This is a genomic window from Nonomuraea rhizosphaerae, assembly GCF_019396405.1.
Taxonomy (GTDB): Bacteria; Actinomycetota; Actinomycetes; order Streptosporangiales; family Streptosporangiaceae; genus Nonomuraea; species Nonomuraea rhizosphaerae.
Genome location: NZ_JAHKRL010000253.1, coordinates 1 through 15,050 on the forward strand (window position 1 = coordinate 1; position 15,050 = coordinate 15,050).

Consider the following 15,050-nt stretch of genomic DNA (forward strand, 5'->3'; position numbering starts at 1 on the left):
GGCGGCCTTCTCGCGCAGCAGGTCCCGGACAGCCGGTACGGGGGTGACGAACTGGATGAACTCATCCAGTTCGGCGGCGACGGCCGGCTGGTAGAGGTAGTCCATGAGGGTGAGGGCGTCGACGGGGTTGGCGGCGTTCTTGGGGATGAGCATGTTGTCGGTCCAGATCGTGCCGCCCTCCTCGGGCACGAAGAACTTGACCGGCTCACCGGCGAGCTGCCGCTGGAAGACGTCGCCGGACCAGGCCATGGTGATCCAGACGTCGCCCTTGGAGACGGCATCGATATAGCTCTGGTCATAATATTTCCGGACAAGTCCGGCGTCGCGCTGGGCCTTGAGCTTCTCCCCGGCCTTCTTCCAGTCGGCCTCGGTCGACTTCTCCGGGTCGATGCCGAGCGCGATCAGCCCGAAGTTGGCGATCTCCTGGGCGTCGGCCATCATCCCGACCCGCCCCTTGTACTTCGGGTCGAACAGCGCCTCGATGCTCTTGACGTCGTCCTTGACGTACTTGGTGTTGTAGGCGATCCCGGTCACGCCGGACGTGTACGGCATCGTGTAGACGTTGCCCGGGTCGTAGGACCGTTCCTTGTACTTCTCACCCGCGTTGGCCAGGAAGTTCGGCATCTTCGAGTGGTCCAGCGACGTCACGTAGCCCAGCTCGATCATGTGCTGGAGCTGGATGCCGTTGGTCATGACCACGATGTCGTAGCCGAGCGACTGGCCCGCGCGCAGCACCGGGTCGGCCTTGCCGAAGAACTCGGCGTTCTCCTGGATGACCTCTTTGTACTCGTAGGAGATGCCGGTGGCCTGCTGGAACTTCTTCAGCGGGGCCTGGTCCTCGGGCATGTACTCGGGCCAGTTGGCGAAGACGACCTTGCCGTGCTTGGTCTGCTTGGCCCAGTAGTCCTTGACGGCGTCCGCCTTGGGCGGCGCCGCCTTCTGGCCCTGGACACCGCACGCGGCGGCGGCCATGGTCAGCGCGGCGATCTTGAAGAACTCTCTGCGAGGGCGCGTCATGCCCCTCACCAGGGCGGGGTCGTTCATGGGGTGGGGTCAACTTCCAATCGCGTAAGAGTGCTGCGACCGCCATGACAACCACACGGAGTCGCCCCGCTCCGCGGTGGTGGTCGAGTCGTGCGCATTCTGCTGGAACACCGTGACCTCGGCCCCGTCAGCGAGACTCACGGCATAGCTGTTGTAGGTGCCCAGGTAGACCACCTCGGCCACCGTCCCCGGCACGGCGCTCACGTCCCCGCCCGGTTCCTCGGTCGAGATGGTGATCTTCTCCGGGCGCACGGTCACGGTGACGTCGCCGTCCTCGCCCGGCACCAGGACCCGGCCGCCGCCGATGGGCAGCACCCCGCCCGCCGCCGTCCCCGCCAGCAGGTTCGAGGTGCCGATGAACCCGGCCACGAACGTCGTCGCCGGCCGCTCGTAGATCTCCCTCGGCCGGGCGAGCTGCTCGACCAGGCCGTCGTTCATGACCGCGATCCGGTCGCTCATGGTCAGCGCCTCGTTCTGGTCGTGCGTCACGTACACGAACGTGATGCCGACCTCACGCTGGATGCGCTTCAGCTCGATCTGCATGGCCTGGCGCAGCTTGAGGTCCAGCGCCCCGAGCGGCTCGTCGAGCAGCAGCGCCCGCGGCTTGTTCACCAGGGCGCGGGCCAGCGCGACCCGCTGCTGCTGCCCGCCGGACATCTCGCGCGGCCGGCGCTTCTCCCTGCCGGTCAGGTCGACGATCTCCAGCATCTCGCCGACCCGCTGCCTGATCTCCTGCTGCGGGGTCCTGCGCTGCTTGAGCCCGAACGCCACGTTGTCCCACACGCTCATGTGCGGGAACAACGCGTACGACTGGAAGACCATGTTCACGTCGCGCTTGTTCGGCGGGACGTTCGTCACGTCCTTGCCGTGCAGCCGCACCACACCCTTGGAGGGCTCCTCGAACCCGGCGATCATCCGCATGGTCGTGGTCTTGCCGCACCCGGAGGGGCCGAGGAGGGAGAAGAACTCCCCCTCGGCGATGTCCAGCGTGACGCCCTTGACCGCCTGGACGACCTCACCGTGCGAGGCGTACTCCTTGACGATGTCCTCTAACTCGATCGCGCGTACGTCTGCCATGGCTCATTCGCCGATGTAGTGCATGACGTGCTTGACCCGGGTGTAGTCGTGCAGCCCGAACACGGACAGGTCCTTGCCGTACCCGGAGTGCTTGAAGCCGCCGTGCGGCATCTCCGAGACGAACGGGATGTGCGTGTTGACCCAGACGACGCCGAAGTCGAGCCTGTTGGACATGCGCATCGCGCGGCCGTGGTCGGAGGTCCAGACCGAGCCGCTCAGGCCGTACCTGACGTCGTTGGCCTTGGCGAGCGCGTCGGCCTCGTCGGAGAACGTCTGAACGGTGATGACCGGGCCGAACACCTCGTTCTGCACCATCTCGTCGTCCTGCTTGAGCCCGTCCACGATCGTCGGGGCGAAGAAGTACCCCTTGTCGCCGACCCGCTGCCCACCGGTGAGCACCTTGGCGTGCGCCGGCACCCGCTCCATGAACCCCTGGACCCTGGCGAGCTGGGTCTCGTTGTTGAGCGGCCCGTACAGGGCGTCCTCGTCGCCCAGGTCGCCGGTCACCGTCCCGGCCGCGGCCTCGGTCAGCGCCGCCACGAACTCGTCGTGCACGCTCTCGTGCACCAGCACCCGGCACGCCGCGGTGCAGTCCTGGCCGGCGTTGTACAGGCCCGCCGTGGCGATGTCGCCGGCCGCCTTGCGCAGGTCCTTGACGTCCTCGAACACCACGACCGGAGCCTTGCCGCCCAGCTCCAGGTGCACCCTCTTCAGGTCGTCGGCGGCGCTCTTGGCCACCGACATGCCCGCGCCCACCGAACCGGTGATGGCGACCATCGCCGCCGTCGGGTGGCTGACGACCAGCGCGCCGGTCTCCCGGTCACCGGTGACGACGTTGAACACCCCGGCCGGCAGCACCTCGCCGATGATCTCGGCCAGCTTGAGCGTGGAGGCCGGCGTGGTGTCGGACGGCTTGAGCACGACCGTGTTGCCCGCCGCGATCGCCGGGGCGATCTTCCAGACCGCCATCATCATCGGATAGTTCCACGGCGTGACCTGCCCGATCACGCCGATCGGCTCGTGCCTGATGACGCTCGTGTGCTCGGCCAGGAACTCGCCCGCCGTCGGGCCCTCCAGCGTGCGGGCCGCGCCCGCGAAGAACCGGAAGTGGTCCGCCGCCACCGGCGTCTCGTCCTCGGCCATGCGGGCCCGCGGCTTGCCCGTGTTCAGGCACTCCGCCTCGTTGATCTCGTCGGCGCGGGCGTCGATGGCGTCGGCGACCTTGAGCAGCAGGTTCGCGCGGTCCGCCGGAGTGGTCTGTCCCCACGCCCCGAACGCCGCGGCAGCGGCGGCGAAGGCGAGATCGACGTCCTCCTGGCCCGAGATCGGGGCCTGCAGGTAGGCCTCGCCCGTGCACGGATCGATGACGTCGGAGAATCGGCCGCTCTTGGCGTCCACGAACTCACCGTTGATGAAGTTCTGCAGACGGGTGGTCAAGGTTATGACCTCCTGGTGAGGTGGCTGAGATGCCGCGACTCTTACAGAGCACAGGCATCCGGACAAGGGATTTCGTGGTGAAGATATCAAATTGCTACGAAATCGCTTGACAGACCTAGGAGAACTGACAGCATGTCGCACCAGGACGGCAACACAACGGGAACGCACCCGCAACGCCGGACCGCTAGGAGGAGCCCTCGTAATGTCGACGCCGCCCCGCGTACGCCGAAGCAATGACGCCACACCCGGGCCGGTCGTGCTCGACGACCTGTCGAAGCAGATCATCGAACAGCTCCAGGGCGACGGCCGCATGCCGTACGCGGCCATCGGCAAGGCCGTGGGACTGTCCGAGGCGGCGGTGCGCCAGCGGGTCCAGCGCCTGCAGGACGCCGGGGTCATGCAGATCGTCGCCGTGACAGACCCCTTGACACTGGGCTTTCCCCGGCAGGCGATGATCGGCGTGAACTGCGAGGGCGACCTGGAGACCGTGGCCGACGAACTGGCCGCCATCTCGGAGATCGACTACGTGGTGCTGACGGCGGGCTCCTTCGACGTGATCGTCGAGGTGGTGTGCGAGGGTGACGGGCACCTGCTGGAGATCCTCAGCAAGATCCGGGCCATCCCGGCCGTGCGGGCCACCGAGTCGTTCGTGTACTTGAAGCTGCGGAAGCAGACGTACTCGTGGGGGACGCGCTGAGACGGGTGGGCGCGCGCCCGTCTCCTGGCTCGCGAACTAGCTACCCGCTCCGGCCTCCGCCTCGACCTTCCTGATCATCTCCAGATACACAGGGGGAAAGAGGTCCTCCGCGCGTCTGACCTTGTGCGCTAGATCGAGCCAGATCTGCAGCTTGTCCTCCTCCAAACAGAGGAGAATCCGCTCACGGAGCTCGTCCGGCACGGAGATGCCACGATCTTCGAGAGTCTCGAGCACCCTCCGGGCCTCCTTCGACATCTCCGCGCGGAACAGCCGCTGATAGGCGTACTGACCCTCGGCGATGAGCATGAGCCACTGATAGGCCGGAGCCACTTCCGTCTTACACAAAGAGGCCCTCCGCCGACTCGACGGAAGCCGCGCGTGACACCCAGGTCTGCAGAAGGTTCGCGTCCTGGCAGGCCATGACCCGCTCCCTCACGTCGTCGGAGACCGCTATGCCCCGCGCCTCGAGGAACGTGAGGATGGCCTTCGCCTCACCTCGCGCCTCACCGATTGCCTCGCCTTCAGCCAGAAGGCTGTTGGCGAAGTCGCTGTGATATTCGTACGTCCCCATGGACATGAGTCTTCCCCATTCTTGCTGTTGTTCGGGAGGCAGTGACCGGAATATGTACCGGGAGTAGCGCCAGGCATGCCCTCGAGCGACTCCGCCGAGCGCCGAGTTCATCGTCCTGAATATCGCTTTGAACTGTGGGTCCTCACTCTTGGTGATCGTGCAGATCGCCGCCAGCACGATGTTGCCGCGCGCCTCCGCGACGTCGGTGATGACGGGCGTGTTGTCCGGCCCGATGACCAGCGGCGTCAGCGTCAGCCCCGGGTGGCCGGTCTCGATGGGCTTGCGGGCCCAGTAGGTGATCGACTGGGACGGGCAGATGACGACCAGCGCGACCGGGCACTTCTCACGCGCCCGGAAGTTGGCGATGTACTCCAGCCACGAGTACCGCTTCTCCTTGTCCTGCCCTCGTTGGGTCTCGACGATGACGCCGAACCGCTCGTCGCCGTCGCCGTAGAGGAGCGCGCCGTCGGCGCGGCAGACGGCGGGGTCCACCTCGGAAAGGTCCGGCGAGGCGAGGCGGGCCTCACCGGACTTGGGGATCGGCAGGTCGCCGAACACCGCGCGCAGCATGTCGCGGGTGCACTCCGGGTCGAAGGTCGTGAGCTGGGTCACGCCTTCGTGTTGTGATGTCGGCACGCCGGAGACATTACTACTGGCGTTCGATTCATTACTCAGGGTTGACGGATTTGGATGGTCATAATTTCCCACGACCGCAGGGAAAGTCGTACTTCACCATCATTGACCTGCACAGACTCGCCCGGACGGCCCCGCAGGTCGGCATGTCGGGCTTGGGAGAAGTTGCCGGAGATCACGGCTTCTGTGTCGCGGGGAGTGAGGGCCACCACGCGCAGTTCCCGCCACTCGTCGCGGGTGCGGAGGGAGGTCATCACCACGCCGTCGCCCGTCACCGACAGTCCGCTCGCGGCCGCCGGGAGCGGCAGGGACGGGTCGCCGGCGCCGGCCACGGCCAGCAGGTCGTGGCGGAACGTCTCCGCCGCCGCGGGCACGGGCTCCCAGGAGTCCGTGTACGGCATGAGGGCCAGCGACACCGAGCGGAGGCCGCGCGACTGGGCGGCGGGGGTGGGCAGCTGGGGTCCGGCGGGCTCCGGGCGCAGGGCGTGGAGGTTGCGGGAGAGGTAGCCGACCGAGCGGAGCAGGGTCAGGGCTAGTTCCGAGCCGTCGTCACCGGCTCCGTCGCCGTCACCGGCGCTCACCAGCTCGTACTCCGTCACGTGCTCCAGGAGCGCCGCGACGCCGCCCGCCGCAACCCAGGACGAGGCGGGGAAGGTGGGCAGGGGCGTCTCGCCGCAGCCGCCCTCCGAGGTCAGGCCGCGCGTGACGACGGCGAACTGGCCCTCCGCGTGCGACTCCGCCGCCGCTGCGGGAAGCGGGACGTGCAGGCGGACGCGGTGGTCGGAGCAGCGGTTGTCGAAGGAGACGTGCAGGCGGACGTACGGCTCGCCGGCGCGCAGCTCCACCCGGGTGTCGACGACGGTCTCCTCCGTCTCGTCCGTGCGGGAGGGAGCCGGGATCTCGGGGGTGCCGTCCACGCCGGCGCCCGAGCGGGGCCAGTGGTAGACGCGGCGGACGTCGAGGGCCGCCACCAGCGGGCCCGAGTACACGGGCCGCACCTCGACCGAGACCGGGTCCGAGACGACGCGGTCCTGTGCCGGAGGGGCGTGATTGTAGGTGTCGCCGACGTCGCCGCCGTCCACGATCCGGCCCGCGCCGGTGAGGGTGACGCCGTCGGCGGAGGTCAGCGTGAGCGTGCCGTCGGCGGCTGAGACCTCGACCTGGAGCAGGCCGTTGCCGAGAAGGTTGTCCTCGGCGCGCGCCGGGGCCACCCCGCCGGAGCGGGCCGCGGCCGCGTCGGGCGTGGGGCGGATGCTGGTGTGGCCCAGCGGCGGGACCTCGACGAGGGCGGCGACGGTGCGGCGGGGCTCGGCGACGATGCGCACCCGCGTGACGCCGTCGAGCGCGCCGCGCAGCTGCGCCACGTTGAAGGCCGTGGCGGACTCGCGGGCCACGGTGAAGGTCAGCGTGTCGTCGTCGACCGACCAGCCGGTGATGTGCTGGCCGTACAGCTCCGTCCCGTGGATGAAGGTCAGCGCCGTGGCCGGGTCCAGCTCGGTGTCGAGGAGCAGCGTGGGGGCGTACTCCAGCGGCTGTACGGGCAGCGGCGCGCCCGACGGGTCCACCAGGGGGTCGCTGCCGGCGACGTCGACGATCACGATGCCGCGCCGGGTGGCGGGGGTGGGGTTGACGACCAGGACGCCGTCGGAGGGGACGGCGGCGGCGAGCTTGGCGGTGACCATGTCGCGTACGGCGTGACCGAGGTGTTCGGCCTCGGCGATGCGGGCGGCGACCTGCTGGGCCGTGTCGTCGACGCCGCAGCCGGTGACCGAGTCGTGGCCGCTGGCGTCCACGAGCCGCCACCAGGCCATGTCGAGGAAGCGGCCGGGCCATTCGTCGCCCCAGAGGGCGGCGAGGGGTTCGGCGTAGCGTTCGACCATGCGTTCGGCGCGGCCCATGGCCTGCTTGACGTGGGCGCGCACCGAGATGACGCCGGGCAGGATGTTGGCGCGGGCGTGGGAGCGCAGCTCGCCGGTGACCCGCGGCAGCCCCTCCACCTCACCCGAATATGCCTCGATATATCCGGACAAGGTGTCCATGCGGGCGTCGATCGCCGCGACCATGCCGGGAAGACCGCGTACCGGGGCCGAATGGTCGGTCCCGTACATCGCCAGCAAGGAGCCGGACGGCCCGTGCCACTCCCGCATCCGGGCGGTGAACTCGGCCGCCCGCTCGGCCAGCCGCGAGGGGTCCTCGAAGAGGTGCGCCCCGTTGCCGTATCCCCCGGCGGGCAGGTACTGCGTACGCAGCGCCGTCCCGTCCGGCGCGACCCAGGCGAAGGCGTCGCTCACCACGGACGACGGCACCCCGCGATAGACGCAGGCGTGCAGCAGCCCGGCACGCCGCAGGATCTGCGGCATCTGCGCCGTGTGCCCGAACATGTCGGGCAGGTAGCCGACCTCCATGGCCCCGCCGAGCTTGTCGGCGCGGGCCATGCCCAGCTCCAGGTTCCGGACGATGTTCTCGCCCGAGCACAGGAACTCGTCCAGCAGGATCTGCCACGGCCCCACCGCCAGCCGCCCGGACTCCACCAGCGCGGTGACGCGGTCCCGGTTCTCCGGCCGCACCTCCAGGTAGTCGTCCACGCAGGCGAGCTGGCCGTCGAGGGTGAAGTGGTAGTCGGGCTCGCGCTCCATGGTGTCGAGCACCTCGTCGAGCAGCGCCACCAGCCGCAGCCGGAAGCGCTGGAACGGCTCGTACCACTCGCGGTCCCAGTGTGTGTGCGGGACGACGACGATCTCGGCGGTCACGCTGCTTCTCCTCCGATGGGCAGGTCGTGCTGTACGGCGTAGCGAGCGGCGACGAGCTGGGCGGTGACGATGTCGGCCAGCCCGCCGTCCGCGTCGGTGAGCGGCGGCTTGCCGTCGTTGACGTAGGCGTGGAAGGCGGCCAGTTGCACCTCGAAGGCCTCGCTCACGTCCCGCCACTCGGTACGGCTCTCGCCGTCCGCGACGACGGTCAACACCGTAGGCGCGTTCATCAGGTACGGCGAGGGGAAGACCAGTTCCAGTGAGCCGCGGTCGTGGTGGATCGCCACGGTCTCCCGGTAGGCCGGGTAGTCCTCCAGGTAGTGCCACCGGATGGAGAACCGCCCGCTGACCGGCAGCGCCCCGGAGATCTCGATGGACCCGGGCCCCGGCCCCCACGCCTCAACTGCCGAAATTTCAGCAGGCGACCCGGTAAAGCGCCTCAAGAGCGACAAATCGTGGCAGATCGAGCCGAGGGCTACCCCGTACAACGCCCGCACCTGCTCCGGCGCCGACTCCCCCAGCGCCCGCGACACCAGCTCCGACTCCTGCGACCGCAGCGAGGCCAGCACGGACGGGTCCACGTCATGAGCCTGCGCCAGGTTCGCGAAGGCGAGCTGCGACTCCCCGCTCGGGTGCAGCACCGTCACCTCGACCGACCGGATCACCGACGGCCCGCCCAGCTCGGCCAGCAGTTCCTCGGCCCGTCGCACGGCCGGGTCGTACTGCTTCATGTACCCGACCATGAGCCGCCCCGGCGGCAGCGCCTCGACCTCGGCCCTGGTCAGGGCGAGCGGCTTCTCGCACAGCACGGCGTACCCGGCCTCCAGCGCCTGGCGCACGGACGAGCCGTGCGAGCCGGAGGCGAGGACGAGCACCGCCTCGAACCCGCCGCCGGCCAGCATCGACTCCAGCTCGGTGTACCGGCCGGGCGCGCCGAGCCGGTCGCCTGCCACGTCGGCGAGCGTCCGGGACAGGTCGCAGACGGCCGTCACCTCGAACAGGTCGCGGCGCCTGGACAGCAGCGGCACGTACACCGCCTGCGTGACGGCGCCGCACCCGAGCAGCGCGACCTTCATGGGCTTGCGCACGGCGGAGGTCACAGTCCCAGCTCCCTCAGCTTCTCCCGGTTGGCGGCCTGGTCGGCGATGTTCCGCTCGACGGTGCGGCGGCCCGGCAGCGTGTCCTGCTCGATGATGACCCAGCCGTCGTAGCCGATCTCACCGAGCGTGCGCACGACGCCGGGCAGGTCCAGCTCACCCTCGCCGAGCTGGGCGAAGCCGCCCCGGCCCATGATCTCGCGCAGGTCGGCGCCGTCCTGGAGGGCCTGGGCGAGGATCGAGGTGTCGCCGTCCTTGATGTGGACGTGGCCGACACGCGCGGACCAGTCGCGCAGCGCGCTCACCGGGTCGCCGCCGGCCAGCAGCAGGTGACCGGTGTCCAGGCAGAGCTGCACGTCGGTCAGCTCCAGCAGCCGCTCGACGTCCTCGGGCGTCTCGACGTACGTGCCCAGGTGGTGGTGGAAGGCGGGCTCGAAGCCGCGCTCGCGGCAGCGGTCGGCGGCGATCTGGACGCGGGCGGCGTACCCGGGCCAGTCGGCGGCCTCCAGGCCGGGAGCGTTCCCGCCGGGCCGGGCGAAGCGCTCGGGCGTGCCGGAGCAGGCGATCGTCGGCCGGGGCGCCAGGTTAGCCGGCGCGGGCGGCGCGGCGGCGAACACGTCGAGCGCCGCGTCCAGCCCGCGCAGCCCCTGCTCGAAGGCGGTGGCGTCGTTGTAGCGCAGGTCGACCCAGCCGCCGGCGAGCAGCAGCCCGTCGAGCCGTTTCACCAGCTCGTCGCCGGTGCCCAGGTATCCGAGCGGGCCCATGTCGATGCCCTCGTACCCGGCGTCGGCGAGAGCGCGGACCATCCGGTCCGCACTCAGCGGCGGCGGCGCGTCACTCAGCTCGAAGACACCAAAGCTGACAGGAGCATTAGCTACTCGCATATCCCCATGACCTCGTTCTCGTACGTTTCCAGCCGATGCCGTCCTGCCGCGGCCGGGACCGACACCCGTGAGCCGCGGATCACCTGGCGGGAGCCGTCGGGCCGGACCAGGATGAGCCCCTCCGCGTCGAGAGCCAGCAGTTCGTCCCCCATGCGCAGCAGCAGCGCCTCCCCGGGACCGGCGGAGATCGCCGTACGGCCCGCCGCGACGGCGTCGAAGACCGTGCTGGTGTCCGACGCCAGCACCCAGGTGGTCGGCGAGCCGGGCAGCCCGTCGTCGCCGGGCCGGTGGAAGTCGCTGGCCCCGATCGCGACCAGGTCGGGACGCCAGGCGTCGGCCCAGGCCAGGGGCGCCCCCCAGCGCCGGTCCCACCAGCCGGAGTGCCACACCTCGGCGATGCGCGGCCGTTCGGTCAGGGGCTGCAGCCAGGCGCAGTCGCCGCCGAGCGGGTGGTTGATGGAGATCAGCCCGCCCGCGCCGGCGGCGTGCCGGACCCAGGAGTCGGCGGGCTCGCGGAAGTCCACCCAGCCGACGTCACCGAACACGTTGGCGTGCCCCCGGTCGGTGGTGACCTCCTGGCCGGGCAGCAGCGTGATGCCCCGCCCGTCGCCGAGCCAGGGGTGGTGGCTGACCGTGTTGTGGTCGGTGACGGTCAGGAAGTCGAGCCCTCTGCCCTTGGCCAGTTCGGTGAGCTCGGCGATCGTCAGCACGCCGTCGCTGTGCACGGTGTGCGCGTGGAAGTCCCCGGCGAACCACCGCAGACCGTCCACGTCCGGGATGTCACGGCGCGGCGGGCGCTCCCCGGACGGGGGCTCCTCGATCTCGGGCCGTACGGCGTCGTCGAAGGAGATCTCCAGCGTGTAGTCCAGCCCCTGCAGCGGCACCCGGTGCAGCCGCAGCCACACCTGCCACGTCCCCGCCTCCGGCTCCCCCGGCAGGTAGCCGGGCGTCGCCCAGCCGGCGGCGATCGTGTACGAGTCCCGCGCCCCGCCCGACCAGCCCCGGAACCCGTCCGGCGACCCGCACCCAAGGTCCAGCACACCGAGCGACCGGTCGAACGTCAGCCGCACGGTCAGCGACCGGGTCCCCGCGGGCACCTCGAACGGCACCTCCCGCAGGATCCGCTCCAGCCGGTCGTCCAGGCTCCAGTGCCCCCGGATCACGGTCATGCCGACACCAGCTCACCGTCACGGTAGACCAGGGCCCGGTCGCGCCGCGGACTGGCGTACCCGTCGTCCCCGACGGCCGGCTCATTGCCCTCCGGCACGACGGCCTGCACGCTGACCCCGGCGACCTCCAGCGTCACCAGGTGGGAGGCGCCGAGGTTCTCCACGATGACGACCTTGCCGCCGAGGGCGCCGTCGGCGGGCCGGTCGGAGTAGGTGTTGTACTCGGGCCGCACGCCGTACACGACCGACTCGCCGTCACGCAGCAGCCCGGCGGCCGACGAGGGAACGGGCACCTTGCACCCGGCCACCTCCAGCGTGTCCCCGCGCACGGTGGCGTCGAGCAGGTTCATCGGGGTCGAGCCGATGAACCCGGCGACGAAGGTGTTGGCGGGCCGCTGGAACACCTCGGCCGGCGTGCCGATCTGCCGGATGTGCCCGCTCTCCATGACGGCCATCCGGTCGGCCATGGCCAGCGCCTCGGCCTGGTCGTGGGTGACGAACACGGTGGTGACGCCCAGCTCGCGCTGCAGCTTCTTCAGGAACGTGCGCGCTTCGAGGCGGAGCCGGGCGTCGAGGTTCGACAGCGGCTCGTCGAACAGGAACGCCTGCGCCTGCGTCGCCATGACGCGGGCCAGCGCGACGCGCTGCTGCTGCCCGCCGGACAGCTGGCCGGGCCGCCGGTCCATGAGCTGCTCCAGGCCCAGCCTGGCGCCCACCTCCCGGGCCTTCTCGTGGCGGGCGCCCTTGGCGACCTTCTTGATCCGCAGCGGGTAGGCGATGTTGTCGGTGACGTCCATGTGCGGGAACAGCGCGTAGTCCTGGAAGACCATTGCGATGTCCCGGCCGCCCGGCTGCACGCCGGTGACGTCGCGCTCGCCGATCACGACGGCGCCGCCCGTGGCGGTCTCCAGCCCGGCGATGGTGCGCAGCAGCGTGGTCTTGCCGCAGCCGGACGGCCCGAGCAGGGCGAAGAACTCGCCGTCGGGGACGACCAGGTCGAGCGAGTCGAGCGCCTTGACGCCCCCGGGGTAGACCTTGGTCAGTTGGCGCAGTTCGATGGCGGCCATCAGCGCTTGATCCCTCCGTGGAAGCGGAAGCCGTACTTCTTGCTGACGAACAGGTACATGATCACCACTGGGATCGAGTAGAGCAGGCCGAACGTGGACAGCAGGGTGAGGTTGGCCTGGCCGCCCTCGGTGTAGAGCGTGTACATGATGACCGCGGCGGGCTGCTTCTCGACGTCGCTCAGCAGCAGGTACGGCATCAGGAAGTTTCCCCACACGTTGGCCACGGCCCACACGGCGATCGTCGCCAGCCCCGGCCGTACCAGGGGGACGACCACGTGCCGGACGATCTGCAGCGGCGAGGCCCCGAAGACCCGCGCCGACTCCTCGTACGACTTCGGCGTGGAGTCCATGAAGTCCTTCATCATGAAGATCGCGGCAGGCAGCAGCCCGCCGGTCAGGATGAGGATCAGCCCGAACTGCGAGTCGATCAGGTTCAGCTCGACGGCGAGCTGGAACAGCGGCACCATCGCCGCCGTCCCGGTGATGATCGAGGACAGCAGCAGCAGCGCGTACAGCAGGGCGTCGCGGCCGGGCAGCCGCACCCGGCTCAGCGCGTACGCCGCCAGCGCCGCGAAGACCACCACCAGCGCGGCCGTGCCCACCGCCAGGATGAGCGAGTTCAGCAGGGACGGCAGCGCGTACGGGTGCTCCAGGATCGCCGTGAAGTTGTCCAGCGTGAAGTCCGGGACCCGCACCTCGTAGGTGGGGTCGGAGGTGAACGGCGCGGCGGCCAGCCACAGCAACGGGATCGTGAAGAAGGCGAGCAGCACCGCGATCAGCGTGTAGAAGCCGATCCTGCCCAGCACGAACCGCGTCATTTCTTGCTCCTGAGCAGCCGCAGGTAGAACACCGCCACGACCAGGTTGATCAGCAGGATGATCGTGGAGAGCGCGGCGCCGTAGCCCAGCTCCTGGCCCAGCAGCGCGACCTTGTAGACGTGCACGGCCAGCACCTCGGTCTGGCCGTCGGGTCCGCCCGCGGTGAGCAGGAACGGGGTGAAGTCGTTGAACGTCCACAGGCTGATCAGCAGCAGGTTCGTCAGGATGTGCCCTCTGATGTGCGGGAACACCACGTCACGCAGCTGCTGCCAGCCGGAGGCCCCGGCCAGGCGGGCGCTCTCCAGGTGGGAGGGCGGGACGTTGCCGAGCGCGGCGCCGTACAGCATCATCGAGAACGCCGCGCCGCGCCAGGTGTTGAAGATCACGATCGACAGCATCGGGTGGTCCAGCAGCGGCGCGAACCCCGGGATGTGCAGCAGCGCCTGGAGCGTGCCGCCGTCGCGGTCGAGCAGCGCCACCCACAGGAACGACACGACGGCGCTGGGCAGGATCCAGGCCAGGATGACCAGGCCCTCGACGATCCGCTTCAGCGGCCCGGTGCGGTCGCGCATCAGCCAGGCGATCGTGAACCCGAGCACGACCTGCCCGATGACGGCCGAGCCGAGCACGAACTGGACGGTCAGCCAGGTCGAGTTCCAGAACGCGGGGTCGGAGACCGCCTTGACGAAGTTGTCCAGGCCGACGACCTGCGGCTCGGCGGCGGCGATCCCGGTGAGGCGGTAGTTGGTGAGGCCGAGGTAGAGCACCCAGAGCGCGGGGAAGACCAGGAAGGCCGCGATCAGCGCCAGCGCGGGCGCGACGAACGCGCCCGCCCTCAGCCTGCCCAGGCCCGCCGCGTCGGAGCTGTAGCGGCCGGCCTGGGTGTCCTTCTCGGCGAGTACCTCAGGAGGCGATGTTGCCTGCGCCACCGACTAGTCCTTCGAGCTTCGCCTGGTAGTCGGCTGCGGCCTGGTCGGGCGTCTTGCCGCCGACGACCGCGGCCGTGGCCTCCTGGAGCGCGGCCGACACCTGCGGGTAGACCGCGACCGGCGGCCGGTAGGCCGTCAGCGGCAGCACCTTCTCCGAGATGAACGTCAGCAGCGGCTGCCCGGCGAGGATCTCCTTGTTGACGTCGGTGCGCGGGGTGATGCGCACGTTGCCGTCCTTCGTCTCCTCCTTCAGCGCCTCCGGCGAGAGCGTGAAGGCCAGCAGCTCGAAGGCCTCCTGCGGGTGCTTGCTGTTGGGGTTCACCGTACGCAGCGCGCCGCCGGACATGCTGACGAAGTCCTGGCCGCGCAGCCCCTTGCCGGGCTCCTCGGCGGGGATCAGCGCGTAGCCGACGACCTGGTCGCGGTCGGCCATCTTGGCCACGCCGTCCTTGGGGTTGACGACGCCGCGCCAGAAGTAGTCACCCTCCATGAGGATGCCGATCTTGCCCTGGGCGAACTGCTGGAACGACTTGTCGCGGCCCTTGGCCTCCTGCTGGAGCTTGGGGTCGCCGAGCCCGCTGCCGCCGTAGATCTTCTGGTAGAGGCCGAGCGCGTCCTTGAGCGGCTGGGACGCGCCGGTCCACTTGCCGTCCTTCTGGACCTCGCCGCCCGCGCCGGCCAGCAGCGGCAGCACGCCCTGCATCGAGGTGGCCTCGCCCATCGCGGTGCCCGCGTTGATCTGGATCGGCACCGGCACGCCCGCGCCCTTGAGCTTGGTCCCCGCGTCGAGGACCTCCTGCCAGCTCTTCGGCTGCCAGTCGGCGGGCAGCCCGGCCTTCTGGAACAGCGTCTTGTTGAAGTAGAGCACCCGGCCGTC

14 protein-coding genes are annotated in these 15,050 nt (G+C 69.9%); 1 reads left to right on the forward strand and 13 read right to left on the reverse strand.

Annotation, left to right across the window (positions count from 1 at the left end):
• The 3 genes from KME77_RS12775 to KME77_RS12785 form a co-directional block, all read right to left on the reverse strand.
• Positions 1 to 1,017 (reverse strand): polyamine ABC transporter substrate-binding protein (locus tag KME77_RS12775; protein ID WP_246609661.1); only part of this gene is annotated, 1,017 nt, incomplete at its 3' end.
• Positions 1,018 to 1,053: 36 nt separating this feature from the next.
• Positions 1,054 to 2,121, reverse strand: coding sequence for an ABC transporter ATP-binding protein (locus KME77_RS12780; RefSeq protein ID WP_219466235.1), 1,068 nt, complete (start codon positions 2,119 to 2,121; stop codon positions 1,054 to 1,056).
• A gap of 3 nt (positions 2,122 to 2,124) precedes the next feature.
• Complete coding sequence (locus KME77_RS12785; RefSeq protein WP_219466237.1) at positions 2,125 to 3,558, reverse strand: gamma-aminobutyraldehyde dehydrogenase; 1,434 nt, start codon at positions 3,556 to 3,558, stop codon at positions 2,125 to 2,127.
• A gap of 202 nt (positions 3,559 to 3,760) precedes the next feature.
• Between KME77_RS12785 and KME77_RS12790 the strand changes: the two genes are divergently transcribed.
• Positions 3,761 to 4,255 carry an Lrp/AsnC family transcriptional regulator gene (locus tag KME77_RS12790; RefSeq protein ID WP_219466239.1) on the forward strand — a complete coding sequence of 165 codons (495 nt, stop codon included), beginning with the start codon at positions 3,761 to 3,763 and terminating at the stop codon, positions 4,253 to 4,255.
• Between the two features lie 36 nt (positions 4,256 to 4,291).
• Here KME77_RS12790 and KME77_RS12795 read toward each other — a convergent pair whose 3' ends face one another.
• The 10 genes from KME77_RS12795 to KME77_RS12840 form a co-directional block, all read right to left on the reverse strand.
• On the reverse strand, positions 4,292 to 4,561 hold the full coding sequence (locus KME77_RS12795; RefSeq protein ID WP_219466240.1) for a hypothetical protein: 270 nt from the start codon (positions 4,559 to 4,561) through the stop codon (positions 4,292 to 4,294).
• Between the two features lie 31 nt (positions 4,562 to 4,592).
• A complete protein-coding gene (locus tag KME77_RS12800; RefSeq protein ID WP_219466242.1) occupies positions 4,593 to 5,462 on the reverse strand; it encodes a hypothetical protein in 870 nt (289 codons plus the stop codon).
• Between the two features lie 35 nt (positions 5,463 to 5,497).
• Positions 5,498 to 8,209, reverse strand: coding sequence for a glycoside hydrolase family 38 N-terminal domain-containing protein (locus KME77_RS30270; protein ID WP_219466243.1), 2,712 nt, complete (start codon positions 8,207 to 8,209; stop codon positions 5,498 to 5,500).
• The gene (locus KME77_RS12810; RefSeq protein ID WP_308250682.1) at positions 8,206 to 9,309 is read right to left on the reverse strand and encodes a Gfo/Idh/MocA family protein; all 1,104 of its coding nucleotides are present in this window, start codon (positions 9,307 to 9,309) and stop codon (positions 8,206 to 8,208) included. The genes KME77_RS30270 and KME77_RS12810 overlap by 4 nt, the downstream gene beginning before the upstream one ends.
• Entirely contained in the window at positions 9,306 to 10,112 is an 807-nt protein-coding gene (locus KME77_RS12815; protein WP_246609662.1) for a TIM barrel protein, read from the reverse strand. Before KME77_RS12815 ends, KME77_RS12810 begins: the two co-directional genes overlap by 4 nt.
• A gap of 68 nt (positions 10,113 to 10,180) precedes the next feature.
• Positions 10,181 to 11,359, reverse strand: coding sequence for a CehA/McbA family metallohydrolase (locus tag KME77_RS12820; RefSeq protein WP_246609663.1), 1,179 nt, complete (start codon positions 11,357 to 11,359; stop codon positions 10,181 to 10,183).
• A complete protein-coding gene (locus KME77_RS12825; RefSeq protein WP_219466245.1) occupies positions 11,356 to 12,426 on the reverse strand; it encodes an ABC transporter ATP-binding protein in 1,071 nt (356 codons plus the stop codon). The genes KME77_RS12820 and KME77_RS12825 overlap by 4 nt, the downstream gene beginning before the upstream one ends.
• Entirely contained in the window at positions 12,426 to 13,244 is an 819-nt protein-coding gene (locus tag KME77_RS12830) for a carbohydrate ABC transporter permease (protein WP_219466246.1), read from the reverse strand. Before KME77_RS12830 ends, KME77_RS12825 begins: the two co-directional genes overlap by 1 nt.
• Positions 13,241 to 14,173, reverse strand: a complete 933-nt coding sequence (locus tag KME77_RS12835) for a carbohydrate ABC transporter permease (RefSeq protein ID WP_219466248.1) — start codon at positions 14,171 to 14,173, stop codon at positions 13,241 to 13,243. The genes KME77_RS12830 and KME77_RS12835 overlap by 4 nt, the downstream gene beginning before the upstream one ends.
• On the reverse strand, positions 14,148 to 15,050 hold a 903-nt coding region (locus KME77_RS12840), incomplete at its 5' end, for an extracellular solute-binding protein (RefSeq protein ID WP_219466250.1). The genes KME77_RS12840 and KME77_RS12835, both read right to left, overlap by 26 nt.